Origin of the sequence: Sinorhizobium sp. B11, assembly GCA_039725955.1 — a bacterium.
In the GTDB taxonomy this organism is placed as follows: Bacteria; Pseudomonadota; Alphaproteobacteria; order Rhizobiales; family Rhizobiaceae; genus Rhizobium.
In genome coordinates this window covers 2,894,550-2,913,394 of record CP091034.1, presented here as the reverse complement: position 1 = coordinate 2,913,394, position 18,845 = coordinate 2,894,550, and the positions used below count along the sequence as shown (strand labels likewise).

Sequence of the window (18,845 nt, the reverse complement as noted above, 5' to 3'; positions counted from 1 at the left end):
GCGGTGCTGCTTGGGACAGGCACCGCCTCTAGCTTGGGAGGTATGTCGCATTCATTGCATGATCTTGCATTCACGAGCCCTGTCGTTAGTGAGCTCGGTTCTTGCCAGTCTCATCGGCGCTCGGCCAGCCGATATCCTTGCGGATGTCTAGGGGCATGGATTCGATCTGACGTTCCGTCTGCCAGCGGCGCCATGCGCGCACGAGCTTTTCAGCATAGGAACCGAACGAAGAATGTGTGCGGTAGGATGACAGGCTCTTGCCGCCATCTCTGTAAGTGATCGAGGACATTGCCGTTTCCTTTCCTTGCGAGACACGGGATCGCCGTATCCTTGAGATGAAATATGCGCTTGCGGTACTCATCATTCAAACGAATAGATTTTATAAGTACCATAAGCGATTTTGAACTATCGCTGCTGCTCGTCCAGGGTGGGCAGGGCGCAGATATCGGCCGCGAGATGCGGCGGATAATGCTTCAATTCCTGCCTGATCCGTTCGCGTGCCGCCACCCGAAACATGCGGGCCCGAAACGCGAAGAAAGCCTGGAGAATGTTGAAGCCTGCCAGTTGCGACATGATCGGCCTCCTTTTCTTCAGCCTCATCGTCACAACTAAAATATAGGTACTCGGGCTGGTTCAAACAAATGAGATGAACTGGCCTTAAGGTTCAGCGAAATTGAAAGATAATAACCGCGCGCCATAGGCTGGCTTAAGCCCCGGCCGACGCCTTCTCGGTCGACATGTCGACGGAAGGGATGAGCTATGCGGCGGCCGTCAGATGACCATCTGCTCGCCAAGCTCCACCACGCGGTTGCTGGGGAGCTGGAAATAGTCCGAGGGGTCGATTGCGAAGCCGGCCATGGCGATGAAGAGCCGGTCCTGCCAGGCCGGCAGGCCGGTGTTCGGATCACCGACGAGCTTGCGTCTTCCGACATAGAACGAAGTCGACATGATCTCGAAATCGAAGCCGGCCTTGCGGCACAGCGGCAAGGCCCTGGAAACGTCCTGGTCTTCCATGAAGCCGAAGAGGAGCTGGATCTTGATGAAGCGGTCCGAGAGCCTCTCGATCGTTACCCGCTCCGCCTCCGGCACATAGGGGCGGGGAGCGGTCTTGATGTTCAGGATCGCGTTGCGGGCGTGCAGGACGCGATTGTGCTTCAGATTGTGCAGCAGCACCCCCGGAGCCATGTCGGTGAGGCTTGTCAGGAAGATCGCGGTTCCCGGCACCTGGACGGGAGAGTGGTCCGACTTGCGTTCGATCGAGGCGATGAACGGCACCAAGGGTATCTCGTTCCTTGCCGCCTTCTCGCGAACCAGCATGGTGCCCTTCTTCCAGGTCCACATCATGATCATCAGCGCACCGGCGATCAGCACCGGAACATAGCCGCCGTCGTGGATCTTCAGGAGGTTGGCGCCCAGGAAGATGCTTTCGAGCAGGAAGAGCGGCAGCAGAACGGCAGCGGCAGCGAGCACCGTCCACCCCCAGACGACACGGAGAAACTGGAAGGAGAGGATCGTCGTGACGACCATCGCGCCGGTGACGGAAATTCCGTAGGCCGTGGCTAGCGCCTCGGAGGAGCCGAAGGCGAAGATCAGGGCAAGGACACCGAGCAGGAGCGCGATATTGACGGCCGGCACATAGATCTGGCCCGTATTGGAAGCCGAGGTAAAGCAGATCTCAAGCCTGGGCAGGAAGCCGAGATGGATTGCCTGGCGTGCCAGCGAAAAGGCGCCGGTGATCACCGCCTGGCTGGCGATGATGGTGGCAGCGGTCGCAAGAATGACCACGGGAAGCAGCGCCCATTCCGGAAACATCAGGAAGAACGGATCGGAGACGGCTTGAGGATTGGCCAGGACGAGCCCGCCCTGGCCGAGATAGTTCAGCGCAAGCGACGGGAAGACCACGGCAAACCACGCAGCCTGGATCGGTTTCCTGCCGAAATGGCCGAGGTCGGCATAGAGCGCTTCGGCTCCCGTCACTGTCAGGAAGACGGCGCCGAGGACAATGAGGCCGACGAGACCGGCATGAGTGATGAAGTCGAAGGCATAGAGCGGATTGAGCGCTGCGAAGATCGCGGGATCGTCAGCGAGATGGATGAGGCCGCCGAGCCCCATCACGACGAACCAGAGCAGCGTTATCGGGCCGAAGAGTTTCGAGACGGAGGCGGTGCCGACCGATTGCACAAGGAAAAGCAGCAGCATGATCGCGATGGCGACCGGCAGGATGTAGGGCGTGAAGACCGGAGTCACGAGCTTCAATCCCTCGAGCGCCGAGAGGACCGACAGGGCAGGCGTAATCATGGCGTCGCCGATGAAGAGTGCTGCGCCGATGATGCCGGCGAAGAAGAAGATCGTCGCATGCCGGCTGGTCTTCTTCATCAGCAGCGCCAGCAGCGAAAGGGTTCCGCCTTCGCCCTCGTTATCGGCCCGCAGGAGAAACAACACGTATTTGAAGGTGACGATGATCGTCAGCGTCCAGATCATCAGCGAGATCAGCCCGATGACCTCGTTCGGGGTCACGCCGTCATGCGCGAAGGGCCGGAGCGCTTCACGGAAAGCGTAGAGCGGGCTCGTGCCGATATCGCCATAGACCACCCCGACAGCTCCAAGCAGAAGCGCGGCAAACTTCTGCTGGCCGTGATGAGGCCGGTCTGCTTCGTGCGTCGTCGTGGCGGACATTGAGCTTCCCTTGATTTGCAGGAATAGATATGGGGCGGCACGATGAGAAAGGCATGTCAAACGCGCGCCAAGCTGCGCGCGAATGCATCATGCAGACTGCGTCCGGACTGGCGACGCGCGGGTCATATCTCCGCCCGTGCCTCATCCTTTGCAAGCGCGCTCACGAGAACCTTGTCGACGCGCCTTCCATCGAGGTCGATCACCTCGAATTTCCAGTCGTTCTTGACGAAGGTCTCTCCGAGTTCGGGAAGATGCTTCAGTTCTTCCAGAACGAGACCGGCGACGGTCTGATATTCGACGTCTTCGTCGAGCGGGAAGTTCATGAATTCCGAGAATTCGTCGATCGGCGTCCATCCGGACACGAGGTAGGAGCCGTCATCGCGCCGCTTGATCGCTGGCTCTTCGCCGGAGGCCGCATCGCCGAAGACGCCCATGATCGATTCCAGGATGTCGCCCGAGGTGATCACACCCTCGAAGTGGCCATATTCGTCAAAAACCAGCACCATATGCTGCGACGACCTTCTGATCGCCTCGATCACCGAGGAGGCGGGAGCGAGGTCCGAGATGATCGGAACGTCCCGCACCAGCGTCATGATGTCGACCGACCTGCTGGCCTCGAGCGCGTCGTAATAATCCTTGACGGCGAGAACGCCGATAACCTCGTCGGAACTGCCCTTGCGGGCCGGCAGTCGCGTGCGCGACGTCGACTGGATGGTCTTGCGGATTTCCTCGGCGGAATCTTCGATATCGATCAGCTCGACGTCGCGACGCGGCGTCATCAACGCGCGGGCCTGCCGGTCGGCAAGGCGCATGACGCCGGTGATCATCGCGGATTCGCCGATCTCGATCACGCCGGCGCTCTGTGCTTCGGCGAGAACGGTCTTGATCTCCTCGTCGGTGACGCCATCGGCGTTCTTTCCGGACTGGCCGAGCAGGGCGAGAACGAGCTTGCCCGAGCCGTCGAGCAGCCAGACGAGGGGCAGAGCCGCCTTCGACAGGTAGGTCATCGTCGGTGCGACCCTGGCTGCCACGGCTTCCGGCGCACGAAGGGCCATCTGCTTGGGCACCAGCTCACCGATGATGAGGGAAAGATAGGTGATCGCCACGACGACGGTACCGACGCCGAGCCCGTCCGCCCAGGCATCGGGAAGGCCCTGCGCCAGGAGCCAGGTGGAGAATCGTGCGCCCAGTGTCGCGCCCGAGAAGGCGCCCGACAGCACGCCGACGAGGGTGATGCCGATCTGGACCGTCGACAGGAAACGCCCGGGATTTTCAGCCAGGCGCAGAGCCAGTCGTGCTCCTCTGCTTCCCTGGTCCGCCAGGACCTTGAGGCGTGCCGGGCGGGCGGAGACGATTGCGAGCTCCGACATTGCAAGGACGCCATTGAGAATGGTGAGAAGAATGACGATGGCTATTTCGGTATACAAACTTTGGCCTGTTTTGATGATAACGATCCGTCGAAACTATGCGATCTCGCATCGCTTTGCGAGAGTTCCGAGCGAAGATCATGGGCACTTGGCAAGATAATTATGGCGGACTTCTCGCTTCCGGCGCCGCCTCGGAAACGCAGGATGGCATCTGCCTGAAACCGAGCGTCGTATAATCGGCGGCTCATAAACCCCCTCTTAAGGATCTGTTGACCATAATGAAGGCTTAACGCCGCCCGCGTGTGCGGTGCCTGTGATGTTTTCGTGTCTCGCACCAAGGACGAAGCCTGTGTCCCTTCATCAAGCCATCGCCGCCATTCCGACGACCGCCTGTGCGTGGTTTCTGTCTGTCGTCGCCCATCGGTTGGCGGTCGTGGCGGCCTTTGTCTTTGCCGTCATAGCCGGAGCGGGCGAGGCAGCGGCCGAGGACAGGGCACTGAAACTGTACTTCACGCATACGGGCGAGCGGGCGACTATCGTCTTCAAGCGCAACGGCAAGTATGACCAGCGCGGCCTCAACCAGATCAACCGCTTCCTGCGTGACTGGCGGCGCAACGAGCCGGCCAAAATGGACCCGCGGCTGCTCGATCTCGTCTGGGAAGTCTATCGCAAGAGCGGGGCAAAGGAGACGATCCACGTCGTTTCCGCCTACCGCTCGCCGGCGACCAACAACATGCTGCGCAACCGCTCGCGCAATACCGGCGTCGCCAAGCGCAGCCAGCACATGCTCGGCAAGGCGATGGATTTCTATATTCCGGGCGTCAAGCTTGCGACGCTGCGCGGGCTCGCCATGCAGATGCAGGTCGGCGGCGTCGGCTATTACCCGACCTCGGGTTCGCCCTTCGTGCATCTCGATGTCGGCAACGTGCGCGCCTGGCCGCGCATGTCGCGCCAGGAGCTGGCGCGGCTCTTCCCGGACGGGCGCACGATCCACCTGCCGGCGGACGGCCGTCCGCTGCCGGGCTATCAGGTAGCCCTTGCCGAGCGCAAGAAGGGCATCCGCTCCGCGCCGATCGAGATCGTGGCGAGCGAGGATGAGGATGACGATGCGCCGGTAACGCCAAAGGCAGCGGCACCGACCCTGCTGACGGCGCGTGCGACAGCACCTGCCAAGGCACCCGATCCCGTCGTGACCGGAAGCCTTGTCACCGCCATGCTGCCGACGCCGCAAAAGCGGGCCGATATCGGACTTGCGTCGCAGCTTGCCAAGCCCGGGGACCGGGCGATTGCCGACCGCGCATTTGCCGATCTCGCCTCGCTCACCGTTCCGCTGCCGATGCTGCGCCCGGTCGAGGTCGAGGCCGTCGAGAGCGAGGCGCCGGTGCCGGTGCCTGCGCCGCCTGTGGCCACGCTTGCGCCGGTGTTCGCATCCGTCCAGCCGGCTGCGGCCGACTTCACGCGCTTCGTCGTTGGCCGCAAGCCCGCCAACACATCTGTCGTCGCCGACCGGCTGACCCATCCCGCACCGACGGCGGAGCAGATCGCGGTATTGCCGGTCTCCGCGTCTGAGCATGTTTCGGGCGGCGTCGGAGAAATGTCCGCACGGGCGCTGATTGCCTGGGCGGTGCGGTCTCCGGAAACGTCGGTTGAACTCACCGCGCCTTCCTTGATCGGCAACACCTATCCGAAGGGCGAGGGCAGGACGGTTGCTTCGGGTGCTGCTGGGGCCAGCTTCAAGACCAGCCGTTTCGGCACCGAGGGCTGAACTCTGATCGGCTCATGGCGATCGCCCTCAAAATAGGGGGCAGATTGACTTTCAATCAAATAGAATGATACACCTCGGTCATTCAGAAAAATTGAAAGATGTGACGATGACTATCCCATTTCGCCGTCCCATTCCTCTGCTCGATAATGACGTGTTGCGCACGTTCGTCGCCATCGCAGAGACCGGTAATTTTTCGACAGCGGCCGAAACCGTGTTTCGCACGCCATCGGCTGTTTCCATGCAGATCAAGAAGCTCGAAGAGCAGCTAGGCGTCACGCTGTTTCGCCGCGATGCGCGCTCGGTGACGCTGACGCAGCATGGTGAAATGCTGCTGTCTTACGCGCGCAACATCCTGGCACTCTCCAACGAGGCGGTATCGCGCTTCATCATGCCCGAGCTTAGCGGCGTGGTGCGGCTCGGCGCGCCCGAGGATATCGGCGAGCGCCTGCTGCCGCAGATCCTGAAGAGCTTTGCGCAGATCTATCCTGGCATCATGGTCGACGTGACGATCGACATGAGCATCTGCCTGAAAAAGCGGATGGAGGAGCAACGCCTCGATCTCGCGCTCATCAACTGCGCAACGCGGCCGTTCCCGACCAATGGCGAGGTTGTCTACCGCGAGCGCCTTGTCTGGGCGGGCGCCAAATGCGGTTCGGCGCATCGGCGCGATCCGCTGCCGATCTCGATCTGGGAAGACGGCTGCATCTGGCGGCAGGAGGCGATCACCCAGCTCGAGCGCAACAAGCGGCCCTATCGCGTCGCCTATCTCAGTGCCCACACGATGGCGCAGCGCGCCGCCGTGGTTTCCGATCTCGCCATCGCGCCGCTGCCGCTCTCCTATGTCAGTGAGGACATGGCGATCCTGGGCATCCAGGAAGGCTTGCCCGAACTCGGCTCTTTCGACATCCAGCTCCTGACCGCATCACAGACGACAGGGCCGATCGAGACGGTGGCCGACAGTATCCGCGCATCCTTCGCCGAAAAGTCCAAGGCGGCGGCAGCCTGATTATCCGGGAGAGCCGGGAACGGACGCACTGCGACCCTGGGTAGGGAACGATGAGCGCCTGCGAATGCAGGCTTACTAACCTGTTGCAGGGGGAGGTCAGGCCATGGATCAGCAAATCCGGCTTTTTGGCGCTGTCGCAGTCCGGCCGGCCGTGCTTGCCGTCATCCCCCGCTTCGAGACGGTCACGGGATACAAGGTCGCGGCCAGGTGGGAGCTCAATCCCGCCGTCAGGACGCAGATCGAAGCCGGTGAGCCTTTTGATCTCGTCATTACCAATCCGAACCTTATCGAGGAACTCGTCTCCCTTGGAAAGATCAGGACGGGAAGCCAGGTCACGTTCGGCCGGATAGCAATGGGCGTGGCGGCGAGGGAAGGCAGCCGGGCCCTCGGTATCGGCTCCGTCGAAGCTTTCAAACAGACCCTGAAGGGCGCGCGATCAATCGCCTATGCCAGTGATGGAACCAGCGGCGGCTACTTCTCGGGTTTGCTGGAGCGCCTGGGAATAGCCGATGAGGTGAAGCCGAAGCTGGTGCCGGTATCGGGAGGGCAGACGGCGGCGGCCGTCGGCCGTGGAGAGGCAGATCTGGGTGTCGTTCCCGTGACGTCCATCCTTGCCGCCGCGCCCGAGGCCATGCTGGTCGGCAGGTTTCCGGCAGAACTGCAAAGTTACATCGATTTTGCCATTGGCGTCAGCGCCGATTCAACAGATGCGGAGGCTGCGAGCCAGCTATCGGCGTTCCTGCTATCGGCAGACATTGACGAGACCCTGTCGGCAAGGGGCATCGAGCGCAGCTGAGATGCGCTTGAGGAGCGGCGATATCGAGGATGTCGGCCTTGTCTGGAGAAAGGCTCTTAGCCGGTGAACTTTTCGCTCACGAATGCGTTATCCCGCCCGGACGGCATCGGCCGTTCGGGGTTGAATTCACAAAGGGATTTCGCAAATGACGACCACGGGTAAAATCGCATCCGCCTTGATGATCCTTCTCGCGCTCTCTTCCTGCGCCAACACGATCCGTGGCGTGGGCAGGGATACGGCCAATGCCGTCAATGCCACGCAGGATGCCGGCCGCAGTGTCGATCGCGCAGCTAAGAGATAGTTATTTTCAGATTTTTGAAGTCGGATAGGCTTTTTCGAGGCCACCGGATCGGGTCAGCCCGGTCCGGAATGCGGCATAGGCCGGGTGCTGGCTCGAGCGCGCCGCTTCCATGAGCCTGATCTGCAGCCGGTCGGGCGCAGCTTCGCCGATCCACTTGCCGAGGGCTTCGAGCTTCAGCGAGTTTAGAAGACGCGAGGACGAGGCGACATCGAGATGCCGATGCAGGCCCCCGAGCAGGTTGTCGTCCTGCTGCGGATTTTCCATCAGCAGCGACAGGTAGGATTTGTCGGTTTCCGAGAGCGCCGCAAGTTTTTCCGCGACGGTATCGCGATCGGGGAAGGGCACCGTGCCAGTCATAACGAATCGTCCAATCCTTGTTGCCAGGAAGATTTATAGACTGGCCTTGACCTTCTCGGCTACATCGGCCGGAACCCAGCGGCTCCACAGTTCCTCATAATTCTCAAGGAAATAGAGGGCGGCATTCTCGTTGTCTTCGCCGTTCTCATCCTGCCAGGCCAGTACCTGGCTGATTGTTTCGTTGTCCCAGCTGCGGGCCTTCAGATAGTTCATGACGGGGCCGGCGCGATCGGCAAAAGCGCTGGTAATCAGCGTGAAAGCCTGGGACACGGGATAGGCGTTCAGCCTGGGATTGGCGCAGTGGGGCACTGAGGTACAGGCGTCCCATTCAGCCTGATCGTGAGGCACGCCGAAACCCAGCTGTTTCATGTCGTATTTGCCGAGAACCGATGTCGGCGACCAGTAATAACCGAGCCAGCCGACCTTGTTTTTGAAGGCGCGGGCGATCGAATTGTCGAAATCGGCCGGGGTCGGGCTGTCGATCAGCGCAAAGCCGAGCTTATCGGCACCGAGCGCCTTGAAGAGATTGCTGGTCGAGATTTCGCAGGCCCAGGCTTCGGGGCAATTATAGATCGCAGCAAGCGAGGGATGGTAGATATCGGGAAAGAGTTCCGGATGCTTCAGCGCATCCTGCACGGACAGGATGTCCGGATTTGCATCGGCGATGAATTTCGGAATGTACCAGCCTTCGACGGCCCCATCCGCCAGAATTTCGGCGCCCTTGACCAGGCGGCCGGCACTGATGGCGGTATCGAGCTGCGGTTTGACCGCTTTCACCCAGAATTCCGAGGCGATATCGGGCGTGCCGCTGCCATCCATGGAAGCGAAGGTCGGCAGGGTGTCACCATCGACAATGGTGACGGAGCAGCCGTAGCCCTTTTCCAGGATGAACTTGTCGAAGCTCGCAGCGATTGCAGCAGAGCCCCATCTCATCTCGGCGATCGAGACCTTGCCGCAGCCGGCGGCTTGCGCAATTCCCGCGTAAAAACAGACGGCAAGAATGAATGACGTGAAAAATGTCTTCATGAAAGTTCCCCGGATCTTTATGTGATCGAACGCGCATGCGCCGGGTCATTAGCCGACAAATCTCTCCGCCGCTTCAGGGTGCCAATGCCCGGCCGGAATAGGATTTCGCCAGGCTTTCCCGTCTGCGGCGCCGTTCGTCTCGTTTTCCGGCGGCTCGTCGCTGGCCATTTCTATCGATGGCTCATTATTAGCAAACCTACGGATTTGCGGCAGGAAATCAACTCTCTTTTGCGCGTTGCAATCTTACTAAATAATTGAATCCGAAGAATTTATGCGGCCGAGCGCGAAAGCGAGAAGTTTGACGCCGATCAGCAGGCTTGCGGGGGCCGCAGATAGGGCTAAATTCGAAAAAGTTCAAAAAAAGTCAAAATTCCCTTCAAGAGCCGTCTTCAATAACCATCCGGTAAGGATGTGCCGTTATCTGTTGTGACGCGGCGGGGGACAACCGCTGCTTTTCCGGATCAGGTAGTGCGTCCCGGAAAAAGCGAGCTTCATTGCGTAATGATGATGGCGTCAGCGTTTTATGGCAAACCGCGTAGGGTCCATGGCCCGATCGCGGTTTTCGCATTTCTGGGCCTTTGTCGGCTTTTCAACCGTCTGTTGACCTGACGTCTGCCCGCATTGTAGGCCTGCCGGAAACGCTTCACGGACAGGCACCAATGACCAGAGCCATCATGCTGCAGGGAACCGGCTCCGATGTCGGCAAGACAGTGCTGGTGGCCGGGCTTTGCCGGCTGGCTGCCAATCGCGGTCTGAAGGTGCGACCGTTCAAGCCGCAAAATATGTCGAACAATGCCGCGGTTTCCGACGACGGCGGCGAGATCGGCCGGGCGCAATGGCTGCAGTCGCTCGCTGCGCGGGTACCGTCATCCGTGCATATGAACCCGGTGCTCCTGAAGCCGCAATCGGAAAACGGCAGCCAGATCATCGTGCAGGGCAGGGTATTCGGCCAGGCAAAGGGGCGCGACTACCAGCGGCTGAAGCCGCAGCTGCTTTCGTCGGTTCTGGAGAGTTTCGCCAAGGTGTCCGAGGGGGCTGACCTCGTGATCGTCGAGGGGGCGGGCTCGCCGGCCGAAATCAACCTGAGGGCGGGCGATATCGCCAATATGGGCTTTGCGACACGGGCGAACGTCCCTGTCGTCCTCGTTGGAGATATCGATCGCGGCGGCGTCATCGCCTCGCTCGTCGGCACGCATGCGATCCTCAGCGAAGAGGATCGCGGCATGATTTCGGGTTACATCATCAACAAGTTCCGCGGCGATGTCTCGCTGTTCGACGACGGTGTCCGGGCCATCGAAGGTTTCACCGGCTGGCCGTGCTTCGGCGTCGTGCCGTGGCTGCCGGGTGCCACACGCCTTCCGGCGGAGGATTCGGTCGTGCTCGAACGGCTGGCGCGGGGCAGGCAGGGTGCGCTGAAGATTGCCGTGCCGGTGCTGCCGCGCATTGCCAATTTCGACGATCTCGATCCGCTGCGGACAGAGCCCGATGTCGAACTCGTCTTCATCAGGTCCGGTGACCGGCTGCCCGACGATGCCGCGCTCGTCATCCTTCCCGGTTCGAAATCGACGATATCGGATCTCGCGGACCTGCGTGCGGCCGGCTGGGATCGCGATCTCCTGGCGCATGTCAGGCGCGGCGGCCGGGTGATCGGCATCTGCGGCGGTTACCAGATGCTTGGCTGCAAGGTGCATGACCCGCTCGGCATCGAAGGCGGGACGGCCGAGACGCAGGGGCTTTCGCTTCTCGATGTCGAGACCGAGATGGCGCCGGAAAAGACCGTGCGCAACAGCACCGCCCGCTCGACCGAATACGACGCGCCGCTTGCCGGCTACCAGATCCATCTCGGCATTACTCGCGGGCCGGATTGCGTCAGGCCCTCTGCTATCGTCGACGGCGCACCCGACGGAGCGCTTTCGCCAGACGGCCGCATCATGGGCACCTATCTGCACGGCCTCTTCAGCAGCGACGCCTACCGCGCCCGGCTGCTTCAGAGCTTTGGCCTGTCAGGCGAAGCGAGCAACTACCGCGAAAACGTCGACCGGGCACTCGACGAGGTCGCAGGCGGCCTGGAACAGTATCTCGACCCGCGCTGGCTTGCCGGTCTGTTCGGCTAGACCGGATGTCGCTTGCCTGCCTCACGGTCCGGCAGAGTGGGCAGACGCAATCAGGGCATCGTTTGCTATTGCCAAATTAGTTGACTGAGTCCATTAGTTGTTTCAATGCACCCGGTCGAGGGCAATGAAAACCATGACCATACTGGATAGATTTTCGCTGACGGGCCAGGTGGCGCTCGTAACCGGCGGCGGCCGTGGCCTCGGATTCGAGATGGCGCGCGCACTTGCCGAGGCCGGTGCGCATGTCATCGTCACCGGGCGTACGGCGACGACGCTTGAAGATGCCGTAGGGACGATCCGCAGTAGCGGCGGCACGGCGCAGGCTGCCGCCTTCGACATCGTCGACCGGGAGGCGCAGCGTGCGCTGATGGCCGACATCGAAAAGATCCATGGCCGACTCGATATTCTGATCAACAATGTCGGCGCCCGCGACAGGCGACCGCTGGCTGAATTCGATGACGATGCCATTATCGAGCTGTTGCGCACCGATCTGGCGGCCGCGATGACGCTCTCGCGGGATGCCGCCGCGTTGATGAAGCGGCATAATCATGGCCGCCTGATCGCGGTCACCTCGATCAGCGGCCATGTCGTCATGCCCGGCGATTGCGTCTATCCGGCGGCCAAGCAGGGCCTGACCGGCCTGATGCGCGGCATGGCGGTCGAATTCGGCCCATACGGCATCACCAGCAACGCGATTGCACCCGGCTGGTTCGCCACCGAGACGAACGCGGCGATGGCTGCGAGCGAGGAGTTGATGCCCTTCGTGCGCCAGCGCATCCCGGTCCAGCGCTGGGGCCGCCCGGATGAGATCGCTGGTGCCGCGCTGTTTCTTGCGAGCGGCGCCGCCTCCTTCGTCAATGGCCATGTGCTGACCGTGGACGGCGGCATGACCGTCAGGATGTAAGCGGAAACCGGCGTTTCCCGCCGCTCCTCAAGGGGCGGAGGTGCGCTCGGGAAGCGGTTCTTCCGGTGCTGTTGATGAGGTCCGGGCGAGGACATTGCCGATATCGGTGAGGAAGGTCAGCAGCAGATTGAACTCGGCCTCGCTGTAGGTCTCCAGCAGTGCGGCCATCGCCTCGCCATGCTCCTCGTAGAGCGAGCTGGCGCGTGCCGAGGCCTCGGGACAGGCAACCAGGACAAGGCGGCGCTTGTCCGTCTCATCACGCTGCCTGACGACGAAACCGGTGGCCTCCAGCTTGTCGATCAATCCGCTGACCGTTCCGACCTTCAACCCGACCTCGCGCGACAGGGCCGTCATGGACAGCGGACCGAGCTGCTCCAGCAGCCGGAAACACTTGAATTCGGTGCCGGTCAGACCAACTTTCTCGGCCATCTTCTGATGGAACAGCACGAGCCTGGCTGAAAACAGCTGGACCGTCGGGATGTAGCGCGCGAGGCGGCCGGTTGACTTTTGCGGCAAAACGTTTAGATCCCCGAACTAATAATTGTTTCGATATTCTAAGGAACTGTCGGCGTCATGTCGATACTCTCGCATGGCTGCCCGGTCCTTGTCGGAGGCAGCGATCGATGAGCGCTTATTTCATTCTCGAAATCCATCCCGATATCGAAGATCAGACGATCGATGATTATCTCGCATGCATATCGCCCGACGTGACGTTCCATGGAGGCAATGTGCGATCCTGTGGCGGCGCGGTCCATCCGGTTCAGGGAGAGCGGCAGATGAACAGGCTGATCATCATCGAATTCCGCACTGCCTCGGTCGCCCGTGAATGGCATGACGAGGTGAAGCAGGCGATTGATGATGCCAGGTATCACTCTCTCCGTGCCTGCCCGGCGGTTGTCGTCGCCGGGCGCGATGGCTAGGAACCCCGGCTGGCGCGACGATTGCCGGATTTTGTGGCGGCACGGTCCGGCCTTGCCGCCCATTCGCCGGATTTCCCGATCATAGAACGGTTTCAACCATCTGGAGATTCCGAAATTAACGATCATATTCAGTGGCTTATAGAGCAGGGAATCGCGAGCGACAATATTGGCGACCTCGTTGGAGGCCTGTGCGACCGGCTGGTCGCTGACGGGTTTCCGATCTGGCGGGCCAGTATCATGATGCCATCCCTTCATCCGATGTACCGCGGCATCTCCGCCAATTTCGTGCGAGGCGGGGTAACGACCCTCGAAAATTCCGAGCACGGCGGCGTGGACGAGCGCAACTTCGAGAAAACGCCGACATTTCATCTGCTGAGCCGCGGTGAGAGAGCGGGGCGCTGGATCTTAGCCAAGGGAGAGGGTCTCGAGTACCCGCGGCTCAAGGAATTCGCCCTTGCCGGAGCGACCGATCACGTGGTCAGCATTTTCGAGTTTCCGAAGGAGGTCGCGTTGCGCGGCTTCAGCCTCGCGCTGACCAGCGACGCATCGGGTGGATTTTCCGACGAGCAACTGAGGACGGTCGCAGAGCTTATTCCGGCTCTGGGGCTCGCCTGCTACCGCATGGCCGCATCGAAAACCGCTGCCGATATTCTGGCCGTCTACACGGGCGCCAGGACAAGCGCACGCATCCTTGCGGGCGAGGCTCAGAGAGGCAAGGGCGGATCCATCAGTGCTGCGGTCCTGCTTGCAGATCTCAGGAATTTCACGGCATTGACCGACGTTTATGAGCCGGGCGAAATCGCCGGGTTTCTGGATGCGCATTTCGAGCTGATCGGCAGGCATGTCGAGGAAAATTCCGGGGAGATCCTCAAGTTCATGGGCGACAGCGTGCTGGCGATCTTTCCGACCGGCAGCGAAGAGGGGGATGATCCCGAAAAGGCTTGCCGCGCAGCACTCGCCTCGGCCCGGAACATGCTGAAGGCCAACGAGGCGCTGAACCGAGAGCGGGCAGGCAGGGGTGGCCCCGACATCGGCGTCGACGTCGTCCTGCATCTCGGAGAAGTGTTCTACGGAAATATCGGCGCCCGCGGCAGGCTCGACTTCACCGTGATCGGCAGGGCCGTCAACGAGGCCTCGCGGATCGAGAAACTCTGCGGCGAACTCGGCCAGTCGCTTCTGATGTCGGAAACCTTCGCGGCTGCCTGCGGTGTCGCCTGCGAACGCCTGGGATCGTTCGAGTTGCGCGGCGTTTCGAGGAAGGCCGACGTGTTCAAGCCTGCGGATTCGATTGTGGCATCGGCTCGAAAATCGTCGGCAAAGGCCTCAGATCTCGCCTGACACCTCGCGGCGCCGGCGGTCGAGTTCTTCGCTGTAGCGGCGCAGCGTGTGGCTTTCGCTGAGCTGGCCGATCACCTTGCGCTCGATGAGGTTGTTGACGACGGCAAGCGCTTCGCTTTCCGTCTTGTCGAAGATCGCGGCCGCCTGTTTGGCATTCATCTGCGGCTGCAGGAAATCGTTTTTATAGCGGATGAAATCACCGAGATTCTGGGCTTCGTCCTGCGCGCTGGTGGGGTTGGCGTAGATTTCCGGCACGAGCACGAGGCCGGCATATTTGTCGCCCTCATCGACGAGGATGACACGCTGCGTCGAGCCGATGGGGAAGGCCTCCTTGAATGCGTCCAGCGTTATTCCGAGTTTTGCGGTCTTCACGTCTGAACGCATCAGCTTGTCGACGGTGAGATTGCGGATCCAGCCGACATCATGGGCGCTGCGGATGCTTTCGCCGCGCAAGTGAAAGCGCCATGTGGCGAAGGAGTAGCCGAAGGTCGTGCGCACCACGAGCGAGGAGGTGATGACGGCGGCGAGCACCAGTGCGGTGATCGGAAAGTCACCGGTGATCTCCAGCGCCAGGAAGGTCATGGTCAGCGGCCCGCCGATGACGGCGACGGCGAGCGAGCTCATGCCGACCACGGCATAGATCACGGGCGTCAGCGTCGCATCGGCGAAATAGGGGGCGGAATAGGCAAAGAGCTTGCCGAGCAGCGCGCCCATGAAAAGCGAGGCGAAGAACAGGCCGCCCCTGAAGCCGGAGCCGATGGAGACGGCGGATGCCACCGACTTCAGAAGGAAGAGACCGATCAGCGCGGGGATCGTGATCTCGTGGGAGAGGTTCAGATGCAGCGCGCCGTGGCCAGCGGCCAGCACCTGCGGCGATACCAGCGCCAGCAGGCCGACGACGATGCCGCCGAGCGCCGGGCGGAAGGGCAGTGCGATGGCGCTCTTGCGCGCCAGTTCCTCTACGAAGGAGACGCCCTGCATGATGAGGATGCCGACGCCGGCGCAGAAGGCTCCGAGCGCGATGGCCGGCACGTAGTCTGCCGGCTGTACAGCGCCGAAACTGCCGACATCGATGATGAAATCGCTGCCGGCAAGAAGGCGCGCAACAAGAGTTGCGACAAGTGCTGAGACCACGACAGGCGTCAGCGACATAATGGTGTAGGTGCCGATGATCAGCTCGAAGGCGTAGAAGGCGCCGGTCAGCGGCGCATTGAAGGCGGCGGCGATGGCGCCGGCTGCGCCGCAGCCGACGAGCACACGCAGGTCCGCGCGGCGCAGCTGCAGCTTCAGGCCGAATTTCGAGGCGATGCCGGCCGCAAGCTGCGTATAACCGGCTTCCAGGCCGACGGATGCGCCGAAGCCATTGGAAACGAGGTTCTGGATCGCGACAAGGATGCTGTCCGTCAGCGACAGGCGGCCGCCATGCAGCGCATTGGCCTCGATCGGGTCGACCATCGGCTTTTTGCGCCATTTGGCGAGAATGAAGAGCAAGAGCCCGAGAAGCATGCCGCCGGCTACCGGGGCCGTCATCAGCAAAAACTTGCTGTCGATCTGCGAGGCGCTGAGCCTCGTCGTGCCGTCTATGCCGAAGATCAGGCTGTGCATCTCTTCCGAGGCATAGCTCATGGCTGAGACCGCAAGCCCCGATACGATGCCGACAAGCGCGCCGGCAAAGACCATGCCCATTTCGCTGTGGCGAATAAGCGCGCGCAGGCGCCCCGGATCGAAGGCGGTGCCTAGAGGGCCGAGGCGGCGAATGTGCATTCGGGAGAGCATCATGGGGAAATTAGGCGGCAAGAATAGGGGTCAAGGGCGGAGCCGGCATCCGCATGAGCGGCAATTGCGGCAAAAAACCGGCCGGGCCGTAAAGTTTTTGTGACGTAAGCCTTTGATTAAAGACGATAATATCGGTAGTGTAAGTCGAGATGAACATGAGCGGGATGCTGCGCGGCAATTGACATGGGGGTTGCACGCGCCTAACCATGAATCCACATAATGGATGGTTCCGGATTGGCAAACGCCTTCCGGATTAAAAGGGAATGTGACGGGGCGGACCCAAGCCGGGCGCCTTCATCACAGCCGACCCCGCGACTGTAGAGCAGTCAGGGTCTTCCATCCGGCATTTGGATTGCGGCGCCGACGGTCTTGCATTCTGCAAGCGGGCAAGGCGGACAAGTGCCGGAAAAGCCACTGGAAATGCATCGTGATCAGCCGGGGCAGGACGCCTCTAATTCTACGAATCGTCCGCCTTTTCACGAGATGCAGCCGGGAAGGCGAGGCAGATCCGCTGGCACGATAAGGGGCGACCGAGCGGTCGCCCCTGTCGCGGCCGATAACTGCGAGCCAGGAGACCTGCTATCCGTGCCGGGCATAATGCCCAATTTGGGCGCTTTGCCCGCTGCCAGCACGGAGGTTGTCTTGGCTGAAGGATGTTATTCAGCGTTGCCTCTGGTGGTGCGATATGGGCGCGGTGTTCCGCCGCCCCTTTGTGATGAGCTTCTGGCGCAGGCCGTTTTCTCTTCCCCGATTCCTGTGCTTGTCACAGGAAACCAGCCACGGCGCGTCTGCGCCGTGAATGAATCAACGTTATCGCGGAATGAGTCTCTCCTGCCCAAGGACTTGGTCAGGCTGGATTCCTGTGACAAGCACAGGAATGAGGGGTGTGGCGAAGGCTGTGCCCATCCTCTACGGACGGTGCTGTCATGACCGCCACCTTCATCCTCGGCGGCGCTCGCTCCGGCAAATCCCGCTTCGCCGAAAACCTCATCACCACGAGCGGTCTCGAGCGCCATTACATCGCCACCGGCCGGGCCTGGGACGACGAGATGCAGGCGCGCATCGACCAGCACAGGGCCGATCGCGGCCCCTCCTGGACCACGCATGAGGAAACCGCTCGATCTCACCGAGCGCCTGACCGCCATCGACGCGGAGGGCAGGGCCATCCTCGTCGATTGCCTGACGCTGTGGCTCACCAATCTGATGATGGAGGGGCGCGGTATCGCCGCCCAGTCCCGCCGCCCTTGCCGCCTTTCTGCCTCACGCAAAGGCGCGGCTCGTCATCGTTTCCAATGAAGTCGGCCTCGGCATCGTGCCCGAGAACCGCATGGCGCGGGAATTTCGCGACCATGCAGGCCGGCTGCACCAGATGATCGCGGCTTCGGCCGCGGATGTTTATTTTATCGCAGCGGGTCTGCCGCTGAAAATGAAGGGTTAGTTCCATGCAGCAGAAAATCCCCGCAACCGTCATCACCGGCTTTCTCGGCGCCGGCAAGACGACGATGATCCGCAACCTGCTCACCAATGCCGGCGGCAAGAAGATCGCGCTCATCATCAACGAGTTCGGCGATCTCGGCGTCGATGGCGACGTGCTGAAGGGCTGCGGTGCGGAAAACTGCACCGAGGACGACATCATCGAGCTCACCAATGGCTGCATCTGCTGCACCGTTGCCGACGATTTCATTCCGACCATGACCAAGCTTCTGGAGCGCGAGCAGCGCCCTGACCATATCGTCATCGAAACCTCGGGCCTTGCATTGCCGCAGCCGCTTGTCGCCGCCTTCAACTGGCCGGATATCCGCAGCGAAGTCACCGTCGATGGCGTCATCACCGTGGTCGATAGTGCGGCCGTTGCTGCCGGTCGTTTTGCTGATGACCACGATGCCGTCGATGCGCGCCGTGTCGAGGATGAATCGCTCGATCATGAAAGCCCGATCGAGGAACTGTTCGAGGACCAGCTGACCTGCGCGGATCTGATCGTGCTCAACAAGACCGATCTGATTGACGCGGACGGGCTCGGCCGCGTGAAGAGCGAAGTCGCCTCGCGCATTGCCCGCAAGCCTGTCATGATCGAAGCGAAGAACGGCGAGGTGCCGGCAAGCGTGCTGCTCGGCCTCGGCATCGGCACGGAAGACGATATCGTCAACCGCAAGTCCCATCACGAGCTGGAGCACGAGGATGGCGAGCCGCACGACCACGATGAATTCGACAGTTTCGTCGTCGAACTCGGCGCTGTCTCGGATACGGCAGGTTTCGTCGAGAAGCTGAAGGGCATCATCGCCGAGCATGACGTGCTGCGCCTGAAAGGCTTCATCGATGTCTCCGGCAAGCCGATGCGCCTGCAGCTACAGGCCGTGGGTGCCCGCATCGACCAGTATTTCGACCGTGCCTGGGCGCCGGGTGAGGTCCGCAATACGCGCCTCGTCGTCATCGGTCTGCACGAGATGGATCAGGACGCAGTGCGCAAGGCGATCGAAGCGCTCGTCTGAGGACATAACG

Annotated in this window: 17 protein-coding genes, 1 pseudogene and 1 riboswitch; of the genes and pseudogenes, 10 read left to right on the top strand and 8 right to left on the bottom strand. The window is 61.4% G+C overall.

The window, feature by feature from the left end; translation table 11 throughout:
- Window positions 1–85: 85 nt before the first annotated feature.
- From LVY75_24540 to LVY75_24525, 4 genes are all read right to left on the bottom strand, one after another.
- Window positions 86–289, bottom strand: coding sequence for a hypothetical protein (locus LVY75_24540; protein ID XAZ21971.1), 204 nt, complete (start codon window positions 287–289; stop codon window positions 86–88).
- Between the two features lie 116 nt (window positions 290–405).
- Window positions 406–573: an ACBP60 family protein gene (locus LVY75_24535; protein XAZ21970.1), complete on the bottom strand. Its 168-nt coding sequence runs from the start codon at window positions 571–573 to the stop codon at window positions 406–408.
- Between the two features lie 198 nt (window positions 574–771).
- Window positions 772–2,676 carry a potassium transporter Kup gene (locus LVY75_24530; GenBank protein XAZ21969.1) on the bottom strand — a complete coding sequence of 635 codons (1,905 nt, stop codon included), beginning with the start codon at window positions 2,674–2,676 and terminating at the stop codon, window positions 772–774.
- Between the two features lie 122 nt (window positions 2,677–2,798).
- Window positions 2,799–4,103 carry a hemolysin family protein gene (locus LVY75_24525; protein ID XAZ21968.1) on the bottom strand — a complete coding sequence of 435 codons (1,305 nt, stop codon included), beginning with the start codon at window positions 4,101–4,103 and terminating at the stop codon, window positions 2,799–2,801.
- Between the two features lie 289 nt (window positions 4,104–4,392).
- Between LVY75_24525 and LVY75_24520 the strand changes: the two genes are divergently transcribed.
- The 4 genes from LVY75_24520 to LVY75_24505 all read left to right on the top strand — a co-directional run bounded on the left by LVY75_24520 (window position 4,393) and on the right by LVY75_24505 (window position 7,911).
- Entirely contained in the window at window positions 4,393–5,808 is a 1,416-nt protein-coding gene (locus tag LVY75_24520; GenBank protein ID XAZ21967.1) for a DUF882 domain-containing protein, read from the top strand.
- A 106-nt stretch (window positions 5,809–5,914) separates the two neighbouring features.
- On the top strand, window positions 5,915–6,814 hold the full coding sequence (locus LVY75_24515; GenBank protein ID XAZ21966.1) for a LysR family transcriptional regulator: 900 nt from the start codon (window positions 5,915–5,917) through the stop codon (window positions 6,812–6,814).
- Window positions 6,815–6,917: 103 nt separating this feature from the next.
- The gene (locus LVY75_24510; protein XAZ21965.1) at window positions 6,918–7,610 is read left to right on the top strand and encodes a substrate-binding domain-containing protein; all 693 of its coding nucleotides are present in this window, start codon (window positions 6,918–6,920) and stop codon (window positions 7,608–7,610) included.
- 145 nt (window positions 7,611–7,755) lie between these two features.
- Window positions 7,756–7,911 (top strand): entericidin A/B family lipoprotein, encoded by a 156-nt coding sequence (locus LVY75_24505; protein XAZ21964.1) that lies wholly within the window; start codon window positions 7,756–7,758, stop codon window positions 7,909–7,911.
- A gap of 6 nt (window positions 7,912–7,917) precedes the next feature.
- Here the strand turns inward: LVY75_24505 and LVY75_24500 are convergent, their stop codons facing one another.
- Window positions 7,918–8,268: a hypothetical protein gene (locus LVY75_24500; protein XAZ21963.1), complete on the bottom strand. Its 351-nt coding sequence runs from the start codon at window positions 8,266–8,268 to the stop codon at window positions 7,918–7,920.
- Window positions 8,269–8,301: 33 nt separating this feature from the next.
- Window positions 8,302–9,294, bottom strand: a complete 993-nt coding sequence (locus tag LVY75_24495; protein ID XAZ21962.1) for an ABC transporter substrate-binding protein — start codon at window positions 9,292–9,294, stop codon at window positions 8,302–8,304.
- Between the two features lie 659 nt (window positions 9,295–9,953).
- Between LVY75_24495 and LVY75_24490 the strand changes: the two genes are divergently transcribed.
- Entirely contained in the window at window positions 9,954–11,408 is a 1,455-nt protein-coding gene (locus LVY75_24490) for a cobyric acid synthase (protein ID XAZ21961.1), read from the top strand.
- A gap of 133 nt (window positions 11,409–11,541) precedes the next feature.
- Window positions 11,542–12,312 carry an SDR family oxidoreductase gene (locus LVY75_24485; protein ID XAZ21960.1) on the top strand — a complete coding sequence of 257 codons (771 nt, stop codon included), beginning with the start codon at window positions 11,542–11,544 and terminating at the stop codon, window positions 12,310–12,312.
- Between the two features lie 27 nt (window positions 12,313–12,339).
- Here LVY75_24485 and LVY75_24480 read toward each other — a convergent pair whose 3' ends face one another.
- On the bottom strand, window positions 12,340–12,828 hold the full coding sequence (locus LVY75_24480; GenBank protein ID XAZ21959.1) for a MarR family transcriptional regulator: 489 nt from the start codon (window positions 12,826–12,828) through the stop codon (window positions 12,340–12,342).
- Between the two features lie 107 nt (window positions 12,829–12,935).
- On the opposite strand from LVY75_24480, the gene LVY75_24475 reads away from it, so the two are divergent.
- Window positions 12,936–13,232, top strand: a complete 297-nt coding sequence (locus LVY75_24475; protein XAZ21958.1) for a DUF1330 domain-containing protein — start codon at window positions 12,936–12,938, stop codon at window positions 13,230–13,232.
- A 237-nt stretch (window positions 13,233–13,469) separates the two neighbouring features.
- Window positions 13,470–14,570 (top strand): adenylate/guanylate cyclase domain-containing protein, encoded by a 1,101-nt coding sequence (locus tag LVY75_24470; protein ID XAZ21957.1) that lies wholly within the window; start codon window positions 13,470–13,472, stop codon window positions 14,568–14,570.
- Here LVY75_24470 and LVY75_24465 read toward each other — a convergent pair.
- The gene (locus LVY75_24465) at window positions 14,556–16,346 is read right to left on the bottom strand and encodes a chloride channel protein (GenBank protein XAZ25821.1); all 1,791 of its coding nucleotides are present in this window, start codon (window positions 16,344–16,346) and stop codon (window positions 14,556–14,558) included. The genes LVY75_24470 and LVY75_24465 overlap by 15 nt on opposite strands.
- A gap of 207 nt (window positions 16,347–16,553) precedes the next feature.
- Window positions 16,554–16,945, top strand: a riboswitch (cobalamin riboswitch).
- Window positions 16,946–17,272: 327 nt separating this feature from the next.
- Between LVY75_24465 and cobU the strand changes: the two are divergent.
- Together cobU and cobW are read left to right on the top strand one after the other, a co-directional pair.
- Window positions 17,273–17,784: pseudogene (gene cobU, locus LVY75_24460) on the top strand (bifunctional adenosylcobinamide kinase/adenosylcobinamide-phosphate guanylyltransferase).
- A 4-nt stretch (window positions 17,785–17,788) separates the two neighbouring features.
- Window positions 17,789–18,835, top strand: coding sequence for a cobalamin biosynthesis protein CobW (gene cobW, locus LVY75_24455; protein ID XAZ21956.1), 1,047 nt, complete (start codon window positions 17,789–17,791; stop codon window positions 18,833–18,835).
- Window positions 18,836–18,845: the final 10 nt, after the last annotated feature.